Source organism: Cellulosimicrobium sp. ES-005 (assembly GCF_040448685.1).
Taxonomy (GTDB): domain Bacteria; phylum Actinomycetota; class Actinomycetes; order Actinomycetales; family Cellulomonadaceae; genus Cellulosimicrobium; species Cellulosimicrobium cellulans_G.
Genome location: NZ_CP159290.1, coordinates 3559397 through 3579753, shown reverse-complemented (window position 1 = coordinate 3579753; position 20357 = coordinate 3559397). Strand labels below are relative to the sequence as shown.

At 74.2% G+C, this 20357-nt stretch carries 16 protein-coding genes; 5 read left to right on the top strand and 11 right to left on the bottom strand.

Annotated features, from left to right (window positions below):
- Positions 1 to 41 precede the first annotated feature (41 nt).
- The gene (clpB, locus tag ABRQ22_RS15960; protein WP_253052414.1) at positions 42 to 2663 is read right to left on the bottom strand and encodes an ATP-dependent chaperone ClpB; all 2622 of its coding nucleotides are present in this window, start codon (positions 2661 to 2663) and stop codon (positions 42 to 44) included.
- A gap of 295 nt (positions 2664 to 2958) precedes the next feature.
- Between clpB and ABRQ22_RS15955 the strand changes: the two genes are divergently transcribed.
- Positions 2959 to 4251, top strand: a complete 1293-nt coding sequence (locus ABRQ22_RS15955; RefSeq protein WP_353707432.1) for a hypothetical protein — start codon at positions 2959 to 2961, stop codon at positions 4249 to 4251.
- Positions 4252 to 4542: 291 nt separating this feature from the next.
- Positions 4543 to 5628, top strand: a complete 1086-nt coding sequence (locus ABRQ22_RS15950) for a ThuA domain-containing protein (RefSeq protein ID WP_253052410.1) — start codon at positions 4543 to 4545, stop codon at positions 5626 to 5628.
- A gap of 89 nt (positions 5629 to 5717) precedes the next feature.
- Here the strand turns inward: ABRQ22_RS15950 and ABRQ22_RS15945 are convergent, their stop codons facing one another.
- The gene (locus tag ABRQ22_RS15945; RefSeq protein WP_353707431.1) at positions 5718 to 7049 is read right to left on the bottom strand and encodes an enoyl-CoA hydratase/isomerase family protein; all 1332 of its coding nucleotides are present in this window, start codon (positions 7047 to 7049) and stop codon (positions 5718 to 5720) included.
- Positions 7050 to 7218: 169 nt separating this feature from the next.
- Between ABRQ22_RS15945 and ABRQ22_RS15940 the strand changes: the two genes are divergently transcribed.
- From ABRQ22_RS15940 to ABRQ22_RS15930, 3 genes are all read left to right on the top strand, one after another.
- Positions 7219 to 8250 (top strand): alpha/beta hydrolase, encoded by a 1032-nt coding sequence (locus ABRQ22_RS15940; protein WP_353709561.1) that lies wholly within the window; start codon positions 7219 to 7221, stop codon positions 8248 to 8250.
- 154 nt (positions 8251 to 8404) lie between these two features.
- Positions 8405 to 10015, top strand: a complete 1611-nt coding sequence (locus ABRQ22_RS15935) for an AlkA N-terminal domain-containing protein (protein WP_353707430.1) — start codon at positions 8405 to 8407, stop codon at positions 10013 to 10015.
- A complete protein-coding gene (locus ABRQ22_RS15930; RefSeq protein WP_353707429.1) occupies positions 10012 to 10578 on the top strand; it encodes a methylated-DNA--[protein]-cysteine S-methyltransferase in 567 nt (188 codons plus the stop codon). Before ABRQ22_RS15935 ends, ABRQ22_RS15930 begins: the two co-directional genes overlap by 4 nt.
- A gap of 81 nt (positions 10579 to 10659) precedes the next feature.
- Here the strand turns inward: ABRQ22_RS15930 and ABRQ22_RS15925 are convergent, their stop codons facing one another.
- From ABRQ22_RS15925 to dcd, 9 genes are all read right to left on the bottom strand, one after another.
- Positions 10660 to 11652, bottom strand: coding sequence for a cation diffusion facilitator family transporter (locus tag ABRQ22_RS15925; protein WP_353707428.1), 993 nt, complete (start codon positions 11650 to 11652; stop codon positions 10660 to 10662).
- Positions 11653 to 11747: 95 nt separating this feature from the next.
- Positions 11748 to 12176, bottom strand: coding sequence for a monovalent cation/H(+) antiporter subunit G (mnhG, locus tag ABRQ22_RS15920; protein ID WP_253052402.1), 429 nt, complete (start codon positions 12174 to 12176; stop codon positions 11748 to 11750).
- Positions 12176 to 12583 carry a monovalent cation/H+ antiporter complex subunit F gene (locus ABRQ22_RS15915; RefSeq protein ID WP_353707427.1) on the bottom strand — a complete coding sequence of 136 codons (408 nt, stop codon included), beginning with the start codon at positions 12581 to 12583 and terminating at the stop codon, positions 12176 to 12178. The genes mnhG and ABRQ22_RS15915 overlap by 1 nt, the downstream gene beginning before the upstream one ends.
- Positions 12580 to 13179 (bottom strand): Na+/H+ antiporter subunit E, encoded by a 600-nt coding sequence (locus ABRQ22_RS15910; protein ID WP_353707426.1) that lies wholly within the window; start codon positions 13177 to 13179, stop codon positions 12580 to 12582. The genes ABRQ22_RS15915 and ABRQ22_RS15910 overlap by 4 nt, the downstream gene beginning before the upstream one ends.
- On the bottom strand, positions 13176 to 14774 hold the full coding sequence (locus ABRQ22_RS15905; RefSeq protein ID WP_253052398.1) for a Na+/H+ antiporter subunit D: 1599 nt from the start codon (positions 14772 to 14774) through the stop codon (positions 13176 to 13178). The genes ABRQ22_RS15910 and ABRQ22_RS15905 overlap by 4 nt, the downstream gene beginning before the upstream one ends.
- Complete coding sequence (locus ABRQ22_RS15900) at positions 14771 to 15370, bottom strand: Na(+)/H(+) antiporter subunit C (protein ID WP_353707425.1); 600 nt, start codon at positions 15368 to 15370, stop codon at positions 14771 to 14773. Before ABRQ22_RS15900 ends, ABRQ22_RS15905 begins: the two co-directional genes overlap by 4 nt.
- Positions 15367 to 18426 (bottom strand): Na+/H+ antiporter subunit A, encoded by a 3060-nt coding sequence (locus ABRQ22_RS15895; protein WP_353707424.1) that lies wholly within the window; start codon positions 18424 to 18426, stop codon positions 15367 to 15369. Before ABRQ22_RS15895 ends, ABRQ22_RS15900 begins: the two co-directional genes overlap by 4 nt.
- 204 nt (positions 18427 to 18630) lie before the next feature.
- Complete coding sequence (locus ABRQ22_RS15890; RefSeq protein WP_353707423.1) at positions 18631 to 19704, bottom strand: hypothetical protein; 1074 nt, start codon at positions 19702 to 19704, stop codon at positions 18631 to 18633.
- 65 nt (positions 19705 to 19769) lie between these two features.
- Positions 19770 to 20345 carry a dCTP deaminase gene (dcd, locus tag ABRQ22_RS15885; protein ID WP_141390646.1) on the bottom strand — a complete coding sequence of 192 codons (576 nt, stop codon included), beginning with the start codon at positions 20343 to 20345 and terminating at the stop codon, positions 19770 to 19772.
- Between the last annotated feature and the right edge of the window lie 12 nt (positions 20346 to 20357).

Genomic DNA, 20357 nt, shown 5'->3' with positions numbered 1-20357 from the left:
GGTCGGGCTCTCCCTCGACGGACCGCGGTTCTGCGCGATGCTCAGGCCGTGAGGATCTCCGTGCCGAGGGTCAGGCCCTCGGCCTCGGGGTCGCGGTCGACGCGCACCACGTCGCCGTCGGCGACGTCGCCCGAGAGCAGCAGCCGCGCGAGGCGGTCGCCGATCTCGCGCTGCACGAGGCGGCGCAGCGGGCGCGCCCCGTACGCGGGGTCGAAGCCCTCGAGCGCGAGCCACTCGCGCGCCGCCGTCGTGACGTCGAGCGTGATGCGCCGGTCGGCGAGGCGCTTCGCGAGGTGCGCGACGCTGATGTCGACGATCCGGCCGAGCTCGTCGAGCGTGAGCGGCTCGAACACGATCACGTCGTCGAGGCGGTTGAGGAACTCCGGCTTGAAGCTCGCCCGCACCGTGCTCATCACGGCCTCGCGCTTCGCGGCGTCGTCGAGCATCGGGTCGACGAGGAACTGCGAGCCGAGGTTCGACGTGAGCACGAGGATGACGTTGCGGAAGTCGACGGTGCGGCCCTGGCCGTCGGTGAGACGGCCGTCGTCGAGCACCTGCAGCAGGATGTCGAAGACCTCGGGGTGCGCCTTCTCGACCTCGTCGAGCAGCACGACCGAGTAGGGGCGGCGCCGCACGGCCTCGGTGAGCTGGCCGCCCTCCTCGTACCCCACGTACCCCGGGGGCGCGCCGACGAGCCGGGCGACCGAGTGCTTCTCGGAGTACTCGGACATGTCGATGCGCACCATGGCGCGCTCGTCGTCGAAGAGGAAGTCGGCCAGCGACTTCGCGAGCTCCGTCTTGCCGACCCCCGTCGGGCCGAGGAAGAGGAACGAGCCCGTGGGGCGGTCCGGGTCGGCGACGCCCGCACGCGAGCGCCGGACGGCGTCGGACACCGACCGGACGGCGGCCTGCTGGCCGATGAGGCGCTCCCCGATGACCTCCTCCATGTGCAGGAGCTTCTCGCTCTCGCCCTGGAGCATGCGGCCCGCGGGGATGCCCGTCCACGCGGACACGACCTCCGCGATCTCGTCCGCGCCGACCTTGTCGGCGATCATCGGGGCGGCCTCGGGCCCGGACGCCGCGAACGCGTCGTCCGCCTGCTCCTCGGCCTCGGCCGCGTCGAGCTCGCGCTGGAGCTGCGGGATCTCGCCGTACTGGAGCCGGCCCGCGGTCTCGAGGTCGCCCTCGCGGATCGCGCGCTCGACCTGGACGCGCAGCTCGTCGAGCTTGGCGCGCAGGTCGCCCACGCGGTTGTGGCCCGCCTTCTCGGCCTCCCAGCGCGCGGTGAGCGCGGCGAGCTCCTCGCGCCGGTCGGCGAGGTCGGCGCGCAGCTTCTCGAGCCGCTCGAGCGACGCGGGGTCGGTCGACTCGGACAGCACGACCTCCTCCATCTCCAGGCGCGTGACCGCGCGCTGCAGCTCGTCGATCTCGATCGGCGAGGAGTCGAGCTCCATGCGCAGGCGCGACGCCGCCTCGTCGACGAGGTCGATCGCCTTGTCCGGGAGCTGGCGCCCGGTGATGTACCGGTCGGAGAGCGACGCCGCGGCGACGAGCGCCGAGTCGGCGATCGTCACCTTGTGGTGCGCCTCGTACCGCTCCTTGAGGCCGCGCAGGATCGCGACGGTGTCCTCGACCGAGGGCTCGCCGACGAACACCTGCTGGAACCGGCGCTCCAGGGCCGGGTCCTTCTCGATGTACTCGCGGTACTCGTCGAGCGTGGTCGCGCCCACGAGGCGCAGCTCGCCGCGCGCGAGCATGGGCTTGAGCATGTTGCCCGCGTCCATGGCGCCCTCGCCGCCCGCGCCCGCCCCGACGACCGTGTGCAGCTCGTCGATGAACGTGACGACCTCGCCGTCGGAGGACCGGATCTCCTCCAGGACGGCCTTGAGCCGCTCCTCGAACTCGCCGCGGTACTTCGCGCCCGCGACCATGCTCGCGAGGTCGAGGGACACGAGGCGCTTGCCCTGGAGCGACGTCGGGACGTCGCCCGCGACGATGCGCTGGGCGAGGCCCTCGACGACGGCGGTCTTGCCGACGCCGGGCTCGCCGATGAGCACCGGGTTGTTCTTGGTGCGGCGGCTGAGCACCTGCACGACGCGCCGGATCTCCGAGTCGCGCCCGATGACGGGGTCGAGCTTGCCCTCAGCGGCGGCGGCGGTGAGGTCGGTGCCGTACTGCTCCAGCGCCTTGTAGGTGCCCTCGGGGTTGGGGCTCGTCACGCGCGCGCTCCCGCGCACCGCGGGCAGCGCCGACCGCAGCGCGTCGGCGGTCGCGCCGGCCTGCTGCAGGATCGTCGCGGCCTGCGAGGATCCCGCGGCGATGCCGAGCAGCAGGTGCTCGGTGGAGACGTACTCGTCGCCGAGCGCCTGCGCCTCCTTCGCGGCGTTGTCGAGCGCGGTCGACGTGGCGCGCGACGGCGTCGGCTGCGCGACGGCGGACCCGCTCGCCGTGGGCAGCGCGACGAGCGCGGCCCGGACCTTCTGCCCGACGGCCTGCTTGTCCGCGCCGACGGCGTCCAGGAGCCCGACGGCGACCCCGCCCTCCTGCGCGAGCAGCGCGGCGAGGAGGTGCGTGGGCTCGAGCTGCGGGTTGCCGGCGGCCGACGCGGTCTGGATCGCCTCGCCGATCGCCTGCTGCGACATCGTGGTGAACTTCGTTTCCATAGGTGCTCCGGTGTGGTGCTCGAAAAGATGGTCTGACCAGTGGAACGACTCCGAAGTTGAGTGTATTCCGCTCAACTTCGATCGTCAGCCTCGCGCCCGACCTCCCGGTGGTCCGTCGTCCGACGTGGATGAACTCTCGGCCGCATTCCGTCTCAAATCGGCATCGTCCCTCGCCTCGGGCGACGATCCGCGACATGCTGGGCCGGTGAACTCCTCACCCTTGCGCAGACGACTCGGCCTCGGCGCCCTCTTCGCCACCCTCGCACTGTTCCTCGCGGGGTGCATGAGGATGGACATGGCCATCACCCTCAACGAGGACGACACGTTCGACGGCAGCGTCGTGATGGCGTTCTCCGACGAGATGGCCCAGTCCCTGGACATGGACCCGCAGGAGATGTGGGACCAGATGGGCTCCGAGATGGAGTCCGACCTGCCCGAGGGCGCGACGCAGGAGCCGTACGCGCAGGACGGCTACACCGGCACCAGGATCACGTACGCCGACCAGCCCATCTCCCAGCTCGACACCGGCGCCACCGACTCCATCTCCGTGACGCGCGAGGGCGACGAGTACGTCGTGAGCGGCTCGATGGACATGACGGGCGAGGAGTTCAACCCCGAGACCGGCGACGCGGCCGGCGACGAGATGACGCGGCAGATGATGGACAGCCTCGACATCAAGGTCGCCATCACGTTCCCCGGCGAGGTCTCCGAGTCCAACGGCACCGTCGACGGCAACACCGTGACGTGGACGCCGGTCGTCGGCGAGGTCAACGAGATGACGGCGCGCGGCTCGGCCGTCGCGGGCGGCGCGGCCGGCACGGGCGACGAGGGCTCCGAGGAGGCCACCGACAACTCCGACGGCGCCACCGCGCCCGACGGCGGGGAGAGCGCGGGCGACTCCTCGGACTCGGGCTCCCTGGCCTGGCTGTGGTTCGTGATCGGCGGCGTCGTGCTGCTCGGCATCATCGGCCTGGTGCTCTGGCTGGTGCTCCGCTCCAAGCCGGGCACGCAGGACGGCCAGGCGGCCGGCTTCCAGCAGGGCGGCTACCCGGGTCAGCCGGGCGCGTACCCCGCGGCCGGTCAGCCCGGTCAGTACCCCGGCCAGCCCCAGGGCCAGTACCCGGGCCAGCAGGGCTACCCCGCCCAGCAGCCGGGCCAGCAGGGCGGCTACCCCGGCCAGCAGGGTCAGTACCCGGGACAGCAGCCGGGCGCCTACCCGGGCCAGCCGGGCCAGCAGCCGGGCGCCTACCCCGGGCAGCCGGGGGCGCCGCAGGGCTACGGGGCGCAGCCCCCGGCCCCGGGCCCGTACGGCGCCCAGCCGCCGGCCCCGCCGCAGCCGCAGGGGGGTTACCCGGGCGCGGCTCCGTACGCCCCTCCCGGCGCGCCGCACCCGCAGTCGTCGCCGACGACGCCGCTCCCCGCCCAGCCGCCGGGGGCGACGCAGCCGCTGCCGCCGTACCAGCAGCCCGCGCCGACGCAGCCCCTCCCGCCGCAGCCCGGTGCCCCCGGCCCGGACGGCCCGGCGAGCCCCGCCGGCCCGGACGACGAGATCGACGACGCGACGCGCCTGCGCCCGCCGCCCGAGTGACGGCTGCGCGTCCGACGGCGCGTGGTCGGTGACCGGCGGTCGGTGACCAGCGGTCGCTGACCACCGGCTGGCCCCCGTCGCCGGTCCGCCCGCAGCACCACCCTTGACGGCCCGCCCCGAGACCGGGGCGGGCCGTCGTGCGTCCCCGAGCCTCGTCCCCACCACCCGACGGCATTTTGTTTATCGGTATTGCCTTTTAGGGACGGGGCGGGATACCGTCGCTCGAAGCCGCCGGGCACCTGGATGCCCGACGGTCGGGGGGCGTACCGGTTCACTCAACGAGGAGTCACCATGAAGCATCACGCCTGGCGTCTGGCCACCGGCCTCACCGCTGCAGCGAGCGCTCTCGCGGTCGGGGTCGCCGCGGTCCCGGCGAGCGCGGCCGACGACGAGTACAAGGTCCTCGTCGTCGGCGAGACTCTCGGCTTCCGTCACTCGCACATCGACGAGACGACCGAGGCCGTCATCGCCATCGGCGAGGAGCGCGGGTTCACGGTCGACGTGTGGGACTCGCGGCAGCCCGAGCTGACGCTCGACTCGACGCCGTTCACGAGCGCCGAGGACCTCTCGCAGTACGCGACGATCCTCTTCGCCTCGCCGGTCGACGGCACCAACAACCAGGACCCTGCTCGTCCCCGGCTGCTGAACGACTCGGAGCTCGCGGCCCTGCAGGGCTACATCCGCGACGGCGGCGGGTACGTCGGCCTGCACGCCGCGACCGACACCATGCACGCGGTGCCGTGGTACAGCGAGCTCAGCGGCGGGTCGGCGCGGTTCAAGAGCCACCCGGCCCAGCAGACGGCCACGATGCGGGTCGAGAGCCCCGGTCACCCGTCGACCGAGATGCTCCCCGCGGAGTGGACGAGGTTCGACGAGTGGTACAACTTCACCAGCAACCCGCGGGAGGACGTGCACGTCCTCATCACGCTGGACGAGTCGACCTACAACCCCGGCCGCGACGCCATGGGCGACGACCACCCCCTGGCCTGGTGCCAGAACTTCGAGGGCGGACGGTCCTGGTACGAGGGCGCCGGCCACGTCGACTCCTCCTACTCGGACCCGCTGTTCCTCGCGCACCTCGCCGGGGGCATCGAGTGGACGGCCGGCAAGGTGAGCGGCGGCGGTGACTGCGTCACCTTCAAGGAGGTCGACGGCATCGTGACGTCGCTCTCGACGGGCTCGAACCGCGCGGAGAAGCTCTCCGCGGGCGTGCGCGACTACCTCGACCGGGCCGAGGCGGCCGCCGACGCGGGCGCGCACGCGGACGCGATCCACATCCTCAAGCAGGCCCAGGGGAAGGCGCACGGTCTCCAGGACGAGACCCTCGTCGCGAAGATCGGCGACCTGATCGAGTGGCAGCAGACGCTCGTCTTCTGACCTCGGGAGCCCACCTCCGGCCGAAGCGGCCACGCCTTCCGGGCGTGGCCGCTTCGGCGTCTTCCGGCGAGCGCGTGCGTGCCGGCGAGTCAGGACTCGACGGTGACCTCGACGACGTCGCCCACGGCGTCGAACCGCACCGCGGGCCAGTACCCGTCGAGGAAGTGCTCGCCGCACGAGTCCGCGAGGTGCACGACCGTGCCCCCGTCGTCGCGCCGCTGGACGAGCTCGACCACGAGGTCGTCGGCTGCCTCCGCCAGCTCCTGGGCGGTCGGCTCGTCCTCGCTGAACCGGCGGACGACGGCCTCGACCGCGCGGCGTGCGAGGCGCGGGCTGAGCGCGTCGTCCCACAGGGGCTCGGCAGGGACGTAGGCGAGCGCCTCGGCGCCGACCCCGGGGTCGACCTCGGCGAGCGTCGCCGGGCGCCACGAGGGGTCGCGGTCCTTGTCGACGAGCTGCGCGCGGACGCCCTCGACGAGGTCGGGCTGCGTGTCGACGAACCAGGAGACGAGGCCGTACTCCTGCTCCAGCGCCGCGCGCAGGTCGGGGAGGTCGCGCGCGCTGCGCACGGCCGCGAGCGCCACGGTGACCGCGGTCGGGGAGAGCCGCTCGAGCTCGTCGGCCTCGGCGCCGGACTGCTCGTCCCCGTCCTGGGCTGCGGCGCGCAGGCGGGCCAGGATCTCGGGCACGGTGTCCGCCGAGTACGCGGCCTCGACCGCCGCCTGTCGGGTGACGAGTCGCGAGACCGGCGCCGGCAGGGCGTGGCGACGCACGACCTCCCGCACGTCCTCGACGTCGAGCGGGTCGACCCCCGCGCTCGCGAGCGCGGCGAGGTCGGCGGCGAGCACGGGCAGCCGCTCGCTCGGCACGTAGTGGTCCGCGAGCCCGACGAAGATCGCGTCGGCGGCGTCCATCGTCACGGCACCGAGCGCGAGCATCTCCCCCAGCCGCCCGGGCGCGCGCGCCAGGAGCCAGGACCCGCCGACGTCGGGCGTGAAGCCGATCCGCGTCTCCGGCATCGCGACGCGCGACCGCTCGGTGACGACGCGCACCGGGGCGTGCGCGCCGAGGCCGACCCCGCCGCCCATGGTGATGCCGTCCATGATCGTCACGACGGGAACGGGCAGCTCCGCGAGCGCCGCGTCCACCGCGTACTCGCGCCGGAAGTAGCGGCGCGCCTCGGCCTGCTTCCCGGCCACGATCGACGCGTGGAGCGCGCGGACGTCGCCGCCCGCGCACAGGCCGCGGTCGCCGGCGCCGTCGAGCAGCACGACGCGCACGGTCGGGTCGACGCGCCACTCCTCCAGCACGTCGGCGATCTCGCCGAGCATCGCGTCGCCGAGCGCGTTGAGCGCGCGGGGCCGGTCCAGGGTGAGGTGCCCGACGCCGTCGTCGACGCGGGCGATGATCTCGCTCGTCACGCGCGCCACGCTACCTCGCACCGCGAGGCGTCGGCGCGCCGCGGGTCCCGGGGTCCCGGGCCGCCGACACGTCTCGCCGCCGTCCCGTGCCAGCGCTCGACGGGCCCGGGGAGCGGTGGGACGCTGACAGGTCGGACGAGCCGGTGACGAGGAGGAGACGGTGGACGAGATGGCCGGGACGCGGACGGGGTGGCGCACGGACGTGCTGGGCGAGGACTGGGTCGCGCGGGACCTCGACCTGCCGGACGGCGCGGTGGCGACGCTCGTCCGCAGGGCCGACGGCGCACGTCCGGCCACCCCGTCCACCGCGCCGGGCGCGGGGTCCGCCGCGGGCGGGGAGCCGCCGTCGGTCGCGGGAGAGCGGCCCGCGGTGCTGTACGTCCACGGGTTCATCGACTACTTCTTCCAGACGCACGTCGCCGAGGCGGTCGAGGCGCGCGGGTACCGGTTCTACGCGCTCGACCTGCGCGGCTACGGGCGCTCGATCGGGCGCGGCTCGGGCGCCCCGTCCCGGCCCGACGACGACCCCAACTTCGTCACGGACCTCGCCGTCTACGCCCGCGACCTGGACGCCGCCGCGCGCGCGATCCGCGCGGAGGGGCACGAGCAGCTCGTCGTGCTGGGCCACTCGACGGGCGGGCTCGTCGCGAGCCTGTGGGCCGACGCGCGCCCGGGCCGGCTCGCGGCGCTCGTGCTCAACAGCCCGTGGTTCGACCTCAACAAGCCGTGGGTGTTCCGGGGCCCGGTGACGTGGGTGGTCGACGCGGTCGGCCGGGTCGCGCCGCGGCTGGTGGTGGGCGGCCTGGACCCACACTGGGCCGAGGCCCTGCACGCGAGCACGGGTGGCGAGTGGGACTTCGACCTGGCCTGGAAGCCGATCGAGGGCTTCCCGGTCCGTGCGGGGTTCCTGCGCGCGGTGCGGCGCGGGCACGCGCGCGTGGCGCGCGGTCTGCACGTCGACTGCCCCGTCCTCGTGCTGGCGTCCGCGCGCAGCGGCCCGGCGTCGGGCTGGCACGACGCCCTGCTCACGACCGACAGCGTGCTCGACGTCGGTCAGATCACGTCGCGCGCCGAGCGGCTGGGCGACGACGTCACGGTCGTCACGGTCGAGGGCGGCGCGCACGACCTCGCACTCTCCCCCGAGCCCGCGAGGTCGACCTACCTGCGCGAGGTGCTCGACTGGCTCGACGCCCGCGTCTGACGGGTCCCGCCGACGCCTCCGGCTGCCGAGCCCGGGCTGGCTCCCCACGACCCGACCCTCCTGAGGAAGGACCCCGCGTTCGCGCCGGAGGGGCGGCACCGTCGTGTCCGAATCCCGCTAGCCAAGCGGTCGTCCCGCGGGTGAGGATCGAGGCATGACGACGACCCTCGCGACCCCCCGTGCGGCGGCGGACCCCGTGTTCGCGGAGCGCTACCGCGCCATCGCGTCGCGCGACCGCCGGTTCGACGGGCAGTTCATCACGGCGGTGAGCAGCACGGGCATCTACTGCCGGCCGTCGTGCCCGGCACGGACGCCCAAGCCGGAGAACGTCACGTTCTACCTCACGTCCGCGGCCGCGCACGAGGCCGGCTACCGCGCGTGCAAGCGGTGCCTGCCGGAGGCCGTCCCCGGCACGCCGAGCTGGGACCTCGGGCACGACCTCTCCGCCCGCGCGATGCGCCTCGTCGCCGACGGGGTCGTGGACCGCGAGGGGGTCGACGGCCTCGCCGCACGGCTCGGGTACTCGGCCCGGCACGTGCACCGCGTGCTCGTCGCGGAGCTGGGCGCCGGTCCCGTCGCGCTCGCCCGCGCGCTGCGCGCCCAGACCGCGCGCGCCCTGCTCACGGGCACCGACCTCCGGCTCGCCGACGTCGCGTTCGCCGCGGGCTTCGGCAGCGTCCGGCAGTTCAACGACACGATCACCGAGGTCTTCGACACCACGCCCAGCGAGCTGCGCCGTCGGGCCCGGCCCGGCCGCCCGACCCCTCCGCGCGGCGACGCGGGCGTGCGCGTCCCCGACGACGCTCGTGCCGTCCGGGACGACGGCGGCACCGCCGCGGTGCTCGACCTCACGCTCCCCCTGCGCGAGCCCTTCGACGCGCGCGGCGTGTTCGCGTTCCTGGCGGCCCGCGCCGTCGACGGCGTCGAGGTCGCGGACCTCACCGGACCCCTCCTGTCGTACGCGCGCACGCTCGCGCTGCCGCACGGGCCGGGCGCGTTCCGCGCGACGTACGGCCCGCCGCCGGCGCGCGTCCGCGGCGCGGCGCGGTTCCACGTCGAGCTCGAGCTCACGTCCGTGGCCGACCTGCCCGCGGCGATCGCCCGGGTCCGCCGCCTGTTCGACCTCGACGCCGACCCCGCGGCCGTGGACGCCGCCCTCGCCACCGACCCGGCGCTCGCCGCGTCGGTGCGCGCCGTGCCCGGCATCCGCGTCCCCGGCGCGGTGGACGCGACGGAGATCCTCGTCCGCGCGCTCGTGGGACAGCAGATCTCCGTCGCCGCCGCGCGCACGCACCTGTCGCGGCTCGCCGTCGCGCTCGGCACGCCGTTCGCGTCCCGGTTCGGGCCGACCCGCCTCTTCCCGACGCCGGCGCAGCTCGCCGACGGCGGAGCCGACCACGTGCGCGGGCCGGCGCGGCGCACGGCCGCGATCCTCGGCGTCGCCCGGGCCCTCGCGGACGGCGCGCTCGCGCTGTCCCCCGCCGACGACCCGGCGGCCCAGCGCGCGGCGCTCGAGGCGATGCCCGGCGTCGGCCCGTGGACGTCCGGGTACGTCGCGATGCGCGTCCTGCACGACCCCGACGTCCTGCTCGACGGCGACCTCGCCCTCCGCGCGGGCGCCGCGGCGCTCGGTCTGCCCGACGAGCGTCGCGCGCTCGCCGCGCACGCCGAGCGCTGGGCGCCGTGGCGCTCGTACGCCGCGATGCACCTGTGGCGCGCCGCGACTCCCCGACCCTCGTCCGACCCCACGAAGGAGACCCCGTGACCACCGCACCCACCGCCCCCGCGACCTCGGCGACCGCCGTGACGACGACCGTCGAGACGCCCGACGGCCCGTTCACCGTCGTCGTCGACCCCGACGGCACGGTCCTCGCCTCCGGCTGGACGGCCGAGCCCGCGGCGCTCGTCGCGCTCGTCCACCCCGACCTGCGTCCCGCGGACGTCTCGGCCGTGCCCGACGACGCGCCCGCCGTCGTCCTGGCCGTCGCCGCGGTCCGCGCGTACTACGCGGGCGACGTGCACGCGATCGACGCCGTCCCCGTGCGCCAGGTCTCGGGCCCGTACCGTGCGCACGCGTGGGACGTGCTGCGCACGGTCGAGCCGGGCGACCCCGTCACCTACACCCGGTACGCCGAGCTGTCGGGGCGGCCCGCCGCCGTGCGCGCCGCCGCGGGCGCGTGCGCGATGAACGCCGCCGCGCTGTTCGTCCCGTGCCACCGCGTGCTCCGCACGGACGGCAGCCTCGGCGGGTTCCGCTACGGCCTCGAGGTCAAGCGCAGCCTGCTCGACCGCGAGGCCCGCGCGACGGGGGCGCCGTCGCTCCTCTGAACACCCCCTGAGCCGAACCCGGGGTCGCTCCCCGGCTCGGCGTCGAACCGGGGAGAAACCCCGGGTTCGGCACCGTCAGGGTCAGGAGATCGACGGTTCCTCGGGGGCCGAGACGGTGAAGACCGCGCCCGCGATGAGCGGCACGGACGTCACGCGGCGCTCGAGGTCGTCGAGGCGGCGCGCGACCGTCGTCTCGGTCTCGTCGCCGCGGAGGTCGACGCTCGCCACGAGGTAGAGCGCGCGCGGGCCCACGTACTCGAGCCGCAGGTAGGTCACGCGCTCGACCTCCGGCAGGTCCCGGATGCCCTGCAGGACGGCGGCCCGCGTCGCGGGCAGCGCGGCCTCGCCGACGAGGAAGCGGCGGTTGCGGTCGATGAGCACGACCGACACCACCGCGAGCACGATGCCGACGACGATCGACCCGATCGCGTCCGGGACGGGAGAGCCGGTGAGCTGGTGCGCGAGCACCCCGCCGAACGCGACGACGAGGCCGACCAGCGCGGCGGCGTCCTCCGCGTACACGGCCCGCAGCGTGGGGTCGGAGGTCACGAGCACGTGGTGCAACGTGTCCCGGTCGGCGGCCCGCGCCTCGTCGCGCGCCTGGCGCCGGGCGCGGAGGAACGACACACCCTCCAGGACGAACGCGAGCGCCAGCACCGCGTAGGCGACGACGAAGTCGTCCGCTGGCTCGGGGTGCACGAGCTCCTGGATGCCGTGCGTGATCGAGACCCCCGCACCGACGGCGAACAGCCCGATCGCCGCGAACATCGACCACACGTACGCCTCGCGGCCGAACCCGAGCGGGTGCTCGGCGTCGGCGGGGCGCCGCGAGCGCTTGTCGGCGACGAGCAGGAAGACCTCGTTGCCGGTGTCCGCCCACGAGTGCACGGCCTCGGCGAGCATCGACGCCGACCCGGTGATCGTCGCGGCGACGGTCTTGGCGCCCGCGACGAGCGCGTTCGCGAGGAACGCGACGACGACGGTGACGGTGCTCTCGCCGCCGTCCTCCGGCCGGGCGACCCGCGGGTTGCGCGACTCCGGCTGCGGCGGGGCGGGCGTGGGGGCGTCGGCCATGCAGCCGGTCTACCAGCCGCGCCCGCGGCCCGCGCGCGGAGCAGCGAACGACCGTCGAATGCTCCGGCCGTTGGCCGCAGGTCCGGACGAGCGCGTCAGCGCTCCGAGGTGTCGGCCCCGGCAGCGGGCCCGACGTCCTCGTGCTCGCCCGAGTCCTCGCGCTCGGCCGCGTCCTGGTCGCGCGTGAGCTCGTCCACGACGAGCAGGTCCGTGCGCACCTTGCCGGTGCGGTACCCGGCGCGACCGACCATGTGCGCCGCGACCGGCGACGTGAGGAGCTGGAAGATCACGACGAGGAACAGCGTCGCGACGGCGCCCCAGGAGCGCAGCCGCAGGCTCAGGCCCGCGAGCACGAGGATGAGCCCCAGGACCTGCGGCTTCGTCGCGGCGTGCATGCGCGCGAGCAGGTCGGGGAAGCGGACGACGCCGACCCCCGCGGCGAACGCGAGGAACGCGCCGCTCAGCAGGAAGACGGCCGAGACGACGTCGGCCAGGGTGTCCCAGAAGCTGGTCGCCGGGTCCATCAGCGCACCTCCCCCTCGGGCGAGCCGCCGTGGTGCTCGGGGTCCACGGCGGAGTCGCGGTCGGCCTCCTCGGCCTCGCGGCGCGCGGCGTCCTCCGCGGCGACTTCGTCGGCCGTGCGGATGCGGCCCTCGTCCTCGGGCTCGACGGACGCGAAGCGCGCGATCGTCACCGAGCCCACGAACCCGACGAGGGACAGCACGACGAGGATCGGGATGGTGTCCGTGCGCCGCGAGAACGCGGCCTCGAGCGCGATCGCGCCGACGAGAGTCGTCGTGAAGACGTCGAGCGCGATGGTGCGGTCGAGCATCGACGGGCCGCGCTCGGCGCGCACGATCGCGAGGCTCGCGCCGACCGCGAGCAGCGCCGCGGACGCGATCACGACGACGAGGTAGACGGTGTCGCTCATGCCTCGGCCACCTCTCGCTCCGACGGTTCGCGGTACAGGCCGGCGGCGCGCAGCTCGTCGTTGGACGCGAGCGCGTGCAGCACGCGGGCCTCCAGGGCGAGCGTGTCCTGGCGGACCTTCTCCACCCCGCCCGCCGTCTCGACGTCGAGCACGTGCAGGTAGAGCATCCCCGTGAGCCGGTGCGCCTCGACGACGATGGAGCCGGGCACGAGCGAGGAGAGCTCGGCCGTGATCGTCAGGTAGATGTCCGACGGGTTGCGCAGCCGCACGCCCACGACGGCGCCGCGGGGCGTGTGGCCGGGCGTGAGGGCGAGCAGGCTCACCTGGAACGAGGCGACGACGAGGTCGGCGACGAAGCGCCCGACGAGCACGGCGAACGGCCATGGCCGGAGCTTCCCGCGCGCCGCGATCGACGGCAGCGGGAAGAACGTGATGACGGCGAAGCCGAGGATCACGCCCGCGAGGACGTTGCCCCACGACAGGTCGCCCCAGAGCATGACCCAGACGAGCGTCAGCCACAGGATCGTGCGCCACTGCGTGGTGACGCGCGCGAACCAGCCGGAGGCGAGCGCGCGACGGCGGCGGTGCAGGCTCATCCGTCCCCACCCCCGGTCGTCGTGGCGGGCTCCGTGCCGTCCGACTCGCCCGTCGCGACCTCGTTCGACTCGCCCTGCCCGCGGTCGGAGTCGCCCGGGAACACCGCGTCGACGTACGTGTGGCCGTCGAGGAGCGTCGTGGCCGCGCGCTCGGTGTACGAGTAGAGCGGGCCGGCCACCACGGTGAGCGCGAGGCCGAACGCGACGAGCGCCGTCGCCGGCCCGACCATGCCGCGCGGGAGGCGCGCGTCCGCGGGGATCTCCACGGGCGCCGTCTGCCAGAACGCCTTGTTCCACGCCTTGACGATCGCGTACAGCGTGAGGAGCGACGTGACGACCGACCCGACGACGAGCGCCCACGTGAGCGGGGTGCCCTGCGCGACGCCCTCCTCCAGCAGGCCCACCTTGCCGAGGAAGCCGGACAGCGGCGGGATCCCGGCGAGGTTCATCGCGGGGATGAAGAACAGGATCGCGAGCCCCGGCGCGAGCTTGGCGAGGCCGCCGAGCCGGTCGAGCGAGGTCGACCCGCCGCGGCGTTCCACGAGGCCCACCACGAGGAACAGCGTCGTCTGGACGGTGATGTGGTGCACGACGTAGAAGATGGCGGCCGCCATGCCCGGCTCGGACGCGAGCGCGATGCCGAAGATCATGTAGCCGATGTGGCTCACGAGCGTGAACGACAGGAGTCGCTTGATGTCGTTCTGCGCGACGGCGCCGAGGATCCCGACGACCATCGTGAGCAGCGCGAGCCACATGAGCACGTCGTCGACCACGCTGTCCTCGGGGAACAGCAGCGTCTGCGTGCGGATGATCGCGTAGACGCCGACCTTGGTGAGCAGGCCGGCGAACACCGCCGTGACGGGCGCGGGCGCGGTCGGGTACGAGTCGGGCAGCCACGCGGACAGCGGGAAGATCGCCGCCTTGATGCCGAACGCGAGCAGCAGCAGGAGCTGGATCGTGAGCGCCATACCCGGGTCGATCTCCCCGTAGCGCTCGGAGAGCTGGGCGAGGTTCACGGTGCCCGTCGCCGCGTAGGTCAGCGCGATCGCGACGAGGAACACGATGGACGACAGCAGCGCCACGACGACGTAGATCGACCCGGCGCGGATGCGCTCGCCCGTGCCGCCGAGCGTCAGGAGCACGTAGCTCGCGGCGAGGAAGATCTCGAACCCGACGTAGAGGTTGAACAGGTCGCCCGAGAGGAACGCGTTGAACACCCCCGCGGCGAGCACCATGAACGTCGGGTGGTAGATCGCGACCGGCGCCTCCTCGTCGCCGTCCGCCACGCCCTGCGCGAGCGAGTACAGCAGGACGCACAGCATGACGAAGCTCGAGACCACGAGCATGAGCGACGAGAGCCGGTCCGCGACGAGGTCGATCCCGACCGGGGCGGCCCAGCCGCCGACGTCGACGACGATCGGTCCGGAGTCGGCCGCGACGAGCAGCCCCACCGACGCCGCGAGGACGAGCGCGAGCGCGGCGACCGTGATGAGCCGCTGGGCGCGCGGGTGGCGCCACAGCGCGAGCGCGGCGCCCGCCGCGACGAGCGGGAGGACGACGGGCAGCGGGACGAGCGCCGCGGCGGTGAGGCTCATCGCGGCTCCTTCCCGTCGTCGCTGCGGTCGTCAGGTCGTGGGTCGTCCGGGCGGTCGGGCCGGGCGGCGTCGTCGTCCGGCGCCACCGGGGACGACGGCGGTTCCTGCCCGTCGGTGATCCCGTCACCGTCGCCGTCGGTCTCGTCGCGGACCTCGGCGGCCTCGTCGTCCAGGCTCGCGCCGCTCTCCTCCGTGTCCGCGTCCTCGAACGCGGGGGCGTTGCGCGCGGCGTGCCGCGCGACGCGGCGGTCCTCGAGGTCGTCCTGCACCTCGTCGTGGCCGTGGAGCTGCCACGACCGGTACGCCATCGCGAGGACGAACGCCGTGATGCCGAGCGTGATGACGATCGCGGTGAGCACCATCGCCTGGACGAGCGGGTCGCTCATCTCGTCCTCGGGCGTCGTGCCGATGAGGGGCGCGCCCCCGGCGCGCCCGCCCGCGACGAGGAACAGCAGGTTCGCGCCGTTGCCCATGAGGATGAAGCCGAGCAGGACGCGCGTGAGGCTGCGCTCCAGCAGCAGGTAGACGCCCGCCGCGAAGAGCACGCCGATCGCGAGCACGAGGACGACGCTCGGGGTCATGTCGATGACGTTCATCGGCGGCCGCCCCCGATCGAGTCGGGCTCCATGGCCTCGAACGGCCCGGTGTCCTCGCCCGGCTCGCGCCCGGCGGCGGCGCGCTCGGCGTGCCGGTCGATCTCCGCCCCCAGGGTGCGCAGGATGTCGAGGACGAGGCCCACGACGACGAGGAACACGCCGACGTCGAAGAACAGCGACGTGACGAGGTGGATCTCCCCCACCAGCGGCAGCGCGATGTCGTACGCGTCGCTGCCGAGCACGTTGCCGGTGAGCAGGAACGCGACGAGCCCCACGCCCGCGGACAGGAACAGGCCCGTGCCGAGCAGCAGGCCCGGGTGGACCGGCGCCGCCTCGCCGAGCTCGTAGCGACCGCCCGCGAGGTAGCGCACGATGAGCGCGATCCCGACGACCAGCCCGGCCGCGAACCCGCCGCCGGGCGCGTTGTGGCCGGAGAACAGCAGGAAGAGCGCGAAGACGATCATCGCGTGGAACAGCACGCGCGTGACGACCTCGAAGATCACCGAGCGTCTCTGGGGCGCGAGCGTGCGCCCCGCGCTGAGCCACACGAGCATGCGCGGCTGGTCCTTCTCGGTGACGCCGCGGCGGCGCAGCGCCGCGCCCGGGTCCGCGCTGCCCTCGCTCCACACGCCCGAGCCGGACGCCGTCGTCGCGGGCTTCGCGCCCGACGCGCGCAGGATCTCGCCGCTGCGCGTGCGCAGGAACACCAGCGACGCGACACCCGTGGCCGCGGCCAGCAGGACGGAGATCTCGCCCATCGTGTCCCACGCGCGGATGTCGACGAGCGTCACGTTGACGATGTTCTTGCCGTGCCCGAACTCGTACGCCTCGGCCGGGAAGTCGACGGAGATCGGCGTCGCGACCCGCGCGAGCGGCGCCACGACCGCGAAGCCCATCATGACGACGGCGACGGCCAGGCCGATGCCCAGGCGCACCCAGCGGCTCGCGGCGAGCGGCCGGTTGGAGAAGTACGCGGGCAGGCGGCGCAGCACGAGCACCATGACGACGAGCGTGATCGTCTCGACGAGGACCTGCGTGAGCGCGAGGTCGGGCGCGCCGTGCAGGAGGAAGAGGACGGCGTTGCCGTACCCCGCGATGCCGACGAGGATCACGGCCTTGAGGCGGCGGCGCGAGCGCGCGGCGAGCACCGACGCGACGCAGATCGCGGCGACCGCGACGAGCTGCGCGGGGCGGTCCCACGCCTTGAGCTGCTCGGGCCACGCCGTCTGCGCGACCATGACGACCCCCGGCCCCAGGACGAGGACCACGAGGATCGCGCCGAGGTAGAACGGCAGCGAGCCACGCTGGGTGACCGCGGTGACGTCGGCCGCGAGGTCGTCGAGCTTGCGCATGACCTTGCGGTACGTGACGTCGGCCTCCGGGCCGGTCCACAGCGACGCCTGGAAGCGCTCGACGCGCGCCCGCTGCCAGAACAGCACGACGCCGACCGCGAGGACGAGGACGGTGAGCGCGAGCGCGGGGGTGAAGCCCGCCCACAGGACGAGGTGCCCGGGCTCGCCCACGGGGTACGTGTCCGCGTAGGGCGCGAGGAGGTCCTCACCGAAGTGGGGAACGAGCGCCGTCGCGAGGCCCAGGACGGCGAGCACGACGGCCGGGCTCACGAGCAGGAACGGCTGGCGATGGATCCGCGCGGGGTCGATCGGCGGCTCGTCCGCCGCGACGGCGGGGCCGCGCGCGGCGAGCGCGCGCAGCTTCACGTGCTCGTTGGCCCGCGCCGGGGGCGTGCCGAGGTGCGGCTTGGACGCGAACGCGCCCCACCAGAACCGGATCCCGTAGGCGACCGTGAACATCGACCCGACGACGACGGCCCACAGGACCACCGTGTCGACCCAGACGGGCCCCGAGCCGTGCAGGAGCGACTCGAGCGCCGCCTCCTTCGCGACGTAGCCCGCGAACGGCGGGAGCCCGATCATCGAGGCGGTCGCGAGCCCGCCCGCGACCGCCGTCCACGGGAGGGCCTTGCCCACGCCCGTGAGGCGACGCAGGTCGCGCGTCCCGGTCGCGGCGTCGACGACGCCGACCACGAGGAACAACGACGCCTTGAACATCGCGTGCGCACCGATCATCGCGAGACCGGCGAGCGCTGCCCCGCGCGTCCCGAGGCCGACGAGCAGGATGATGAGGCCGAGCTGGCTCACCGTGCCGAACGCGAGCACGAGCTTGAGGTCGTACTGGCGCAGCGCGCGGTAGCCGCCCACGAGCAGGGTGCCCGCGCCGAGCGCGATGACCATCGACCGCCACACGGTCGTGTCGGAGTAGGCGGGCGCGAACCGCGCGACGAGGTAGACGCCGGCCTTGACCATCGCGGCCGCGTGCAGGTAGGCGCTCACCGGGGTCGGCGCGGCCATCGCCGCGGGCAGCCAGAAGTGCAGGGGGATCAGCGCGGACTTGCTCGCCGCGCCCACCAGGAGGCAGACGATCGCGGCCGTCACCGCGCCGCCCGTGGGCGGGTCGGCGATGATCTCCGACATCCGGAAGGTCCCGCCCTGGACCCCGAGGATCACGACGCCCACGAGCATCGCCAGACCGCCGGCCGTCGTCACGACGATCGCCTGCATCGCGGCGCGCCGGCTCGCCTTGCGATCGGCGTAGTGCCCGATGAGGAGGTAGGAGAAGACGGTCGTGAGCTCCCAGAACACGAACAGGAGCAGCATGTCGTCCGCGGTGACGAGCCCGACCATGGCCCCGGCGAACGCCGTGAGGACGCCGCCGAACCGCCGCAGGCCTTGCGCGGTGGGCGAGAAGTAGGCCGAGCAGTAGACGAGGACGAGCGCGCCGACGCCGCCGACGAGCAGCAGCATGAGCCACGACAGCGTGTCCATGCGGAAGGCGAGCTCGAGGCCCAGGCCCGGCACCCACTCGACGACCTGGGTGGGGTGCTCCCCCGCCATCACGCGCTCGGTCCAGGCGAGCGCGTAGACGGCCGCCGACGCCGGCGCGAGCGCCATGACGAGGAACGCCCGGCGGCCGAGGAGCGAGACGAGTGCGGGCGCGCCCAGTGCCATCACGAGATGAGCAACGAGCACGTAGAGCACGGGCCGCTCCGTCCGGGTCGGGGGCGGGGTGGGCAGGCAGAGCCGGGGTTCTTGCTGGACTTGTCATCGTCGCACCCGCGGAAGGGAGTCGCAGGGCACGACAGTTCACGGCGACGGCGATGCCGTGCCGAGGATCATTTTACCGACTCCCCAGCCCTCCACCGGCCCCGCAGGCCGGACCGTGACCGATTCCTCAGTCTCCCGTCACAGATCCTCGGGGTCCACGAGGAACTCCGCCTCGTCCGCGATCTCGCCCCCGACGGCGTCGTGCAGCGTCCGCGCGATCTGCGCGACGACCTGCGCCGCACGCTTGCGCGCGACCTGGTGGTCGAGCGACGGCTGCTCCTGCTGCGACTCGACGAGGTCGCGCGGCTCCCACCGCACCCGGTAGCTCACGGCGCCGTCGGCCGTCCACGGCAGGCCGCGCAGCAGCAGCGGCAGGGCCTCCTCGCCGCCCACCTCCACCGCGACGAGCCCGTCCATGCCGAGGTCGACGATCAGCCCGTACCCGTCGAGGACCGCACCCGTCGTCAGCGCCTTGATGTCGACGTCGTCGGCGGCCGCGTGGATCGCGCGCCGGAGCGCGGGGTCCATCTTCTCGCCCGGGTAGAGCGGCAGGTCCGCGATGCCCTTCGGCGGCCCCTCGTACGACTTGCCCTCGGTCGCGAGCCGCGTCCGGGGGTGCAGCCGCGCGACGAGCGCGAGCGCGGCGTTGGGGTCCAGCCAGACGTCCGAGTAGAGGGTCATGTCGATCGCGACGCCCGGGTCGGGCGTGAGGACGACGCCCGGGCCGGCCGGGTTCCCGACGTCGGTCCGCACCGACCCGCCGAGCCGGCGCGCCGCCGCGACGAGGAACGCCACGACCCGCTCCTCCTCCCGCACCGGCAGCCCGCCGGGGAAGGCGCGGCCGATCCCGTCGCGGTCTCCGCCCCCCGGGTAGGGGACGTCGCCGCGCTCGCGCGGGCACACGACGTCGAACACGAGCGTCGTGCCCGGCGGCAGGCCCGCCCCGGACCCCGCGTACGGCCCCGTGATCGTCGTGTGACGCGACGTGCGCAGCACGCCCGGCGCCCCCGGGGCCGCGGTGCGGGCGGGCGGCACGAGCGGCTCGGTCCCCTCCGGCGCGACGTCCCAGCGCGCGCCCGCGAACCGCGAGAGAGCGAGCGTCTCGACCTCGTCGACGACGACGTCGGCCGGGAGCCCGAGCAGGTGCCGCGCCTGGTAGGGCTGCGCGGCGCCGGGCCCGTCGGGGTGCGGTAGCGGCGGGAGCGGGCTCATGCGGTGCGGTCCTCCGGTCCTCGGGTCCTGCGGGGTCGAACGGCGTCCGACGCGGCGTGCCGCGCTCAGACGTCGGTGCGGTGGAAGCTCTGCCACGAGCGGGAGGCCGTCGGGCCGCGCTGGCCCTGGTAGCGGGAGCCGTAGACGCTCGAGCCGTACGGGTTCTCGGCGGGCGACGACAGGCGGAAGAAGCAGAGCTGCCCGATCTTCATGCCCGGCCACAGCGTGATCGGCAGCGTCGCGACGTTGCTCAGCTCGAGCGTCACGTGCCCGGAGAAGCCCGGGTCGATGAAGCCGGCCGTGGAGTGCGTGAGGAGGCCGAGCCGACCGAGGCTCGACTTGCCCTCGAGGCGCGCGGCGACGTCGTCGGGCAGGGTCACCGTCTCGAACGTCGACCCGAGCACGAACTCCCCCGGGTGCAGCACGAACGGCTCCGCCGGGTCGACCTCGACCAGGCGCGTGAGGTCCGGCTGGTCCTGCGACGGGTCGATGAACGGGTACTTGTGGTTGTCGAACAGCCGGAAGAACCGGTCGAGTCGCACGTCGATGCTCGACGGCTGGAGCATCGACGGGTCGTACGGCTCGAGCTGGACGCGCCCGGCGTCGAGCTCGGCCCGGATGTCGCGGTCGGAGAGCAGCACGGCCCCACGCTA

Bases quoted from the DNA above. Each gene is read 5' to 3' on its own strand.
- clpB (WP_253052414.1), bottom strand. From the start codon at position 2,663: ATGGAAACGAAGTTCACCACGATGTCGCAGCAGGCGATCGGCGAGGCG.
- ABRQ22_RS15955 (WP_353707432.1), top strand. From the start codon at position 2,959: ATGGCCATCACCCTCAACGAGGACGACACGTTCGACGGCAGCGTCGTG.
- ABRQ22_RS15950 (WP_253052410.1), top strand. From the start codon at position 4,543: ATGAAGCATCACGCCTGGCGTCTGGCCACCGGCCTCACCGCTGCAGCG.
- ABRQ22_RS15940 (WP_353709561.1), top strand. From the start codon at position 7,219: ATGGCCGGGACGCGGACGGGGTGGCGCACGGACGTGCTGGGCGAGGAC.
- ABRQ22_RS15935 (WP_353707430.1), top strand. From the start codon at position 8,405: ATGACGACGACCCTCGCGACCCCCCGTGCGGCGGCGGACCCCGTGTTC.
- ABRQ22_RS15925 (WP_353707428.1), bottom strand. From the start codon at position 11,652: ATGGCCGACGCCCCCACGCCCGCCCCGCCGCAGCCGGAGTCGCGCAAC.
- mnhG (WP_253052402.1), bottom strand. From the start codon at position 12,176: ATGGACCCGGCGACCAGCTTCTGGGACACCCTGGCCGACGTCGTCTCG.
- ABRQ22_RS15915 (WP_353707427.1), bottom strand. From the start codon at position 12,583: ATGAGCGACACCGTCTACCTCGTCGTCGTGATCGCGTCCGCGGCGCTG.
- ABRQ22_RS15910 (WP_353707426.1), bottom strand. From the start codon at position 13,179: ATGAGCCTGCACCGCCGCCGTCGCGCGCTCGCCTCCGGCTGGTTCGCG.
- ABRQ22_RS15905 (WP_253052398.1), bottom strand. From the start codon at position 14,774: ATGAGCCTCACCGCCGCGGCGCTCGTCCCGCTGCCCGTCGTCCTCCCG.
- ABRQ22_RS15900 (WP_353707425.1), bottom strand. From the start codon at position 15,370: ATGAACGTCATCGACATGACCCCGAGCGTCGTCCTCGTGCTCGCGATC.
- ABRQ22_RS15890 (WP_353707423.1), bottom strand. From the start codon at position 19,704: ATGAGCCCGCTCCCGCCGCTACCGCACCCCGACGGGCCCGGCGCCGCG.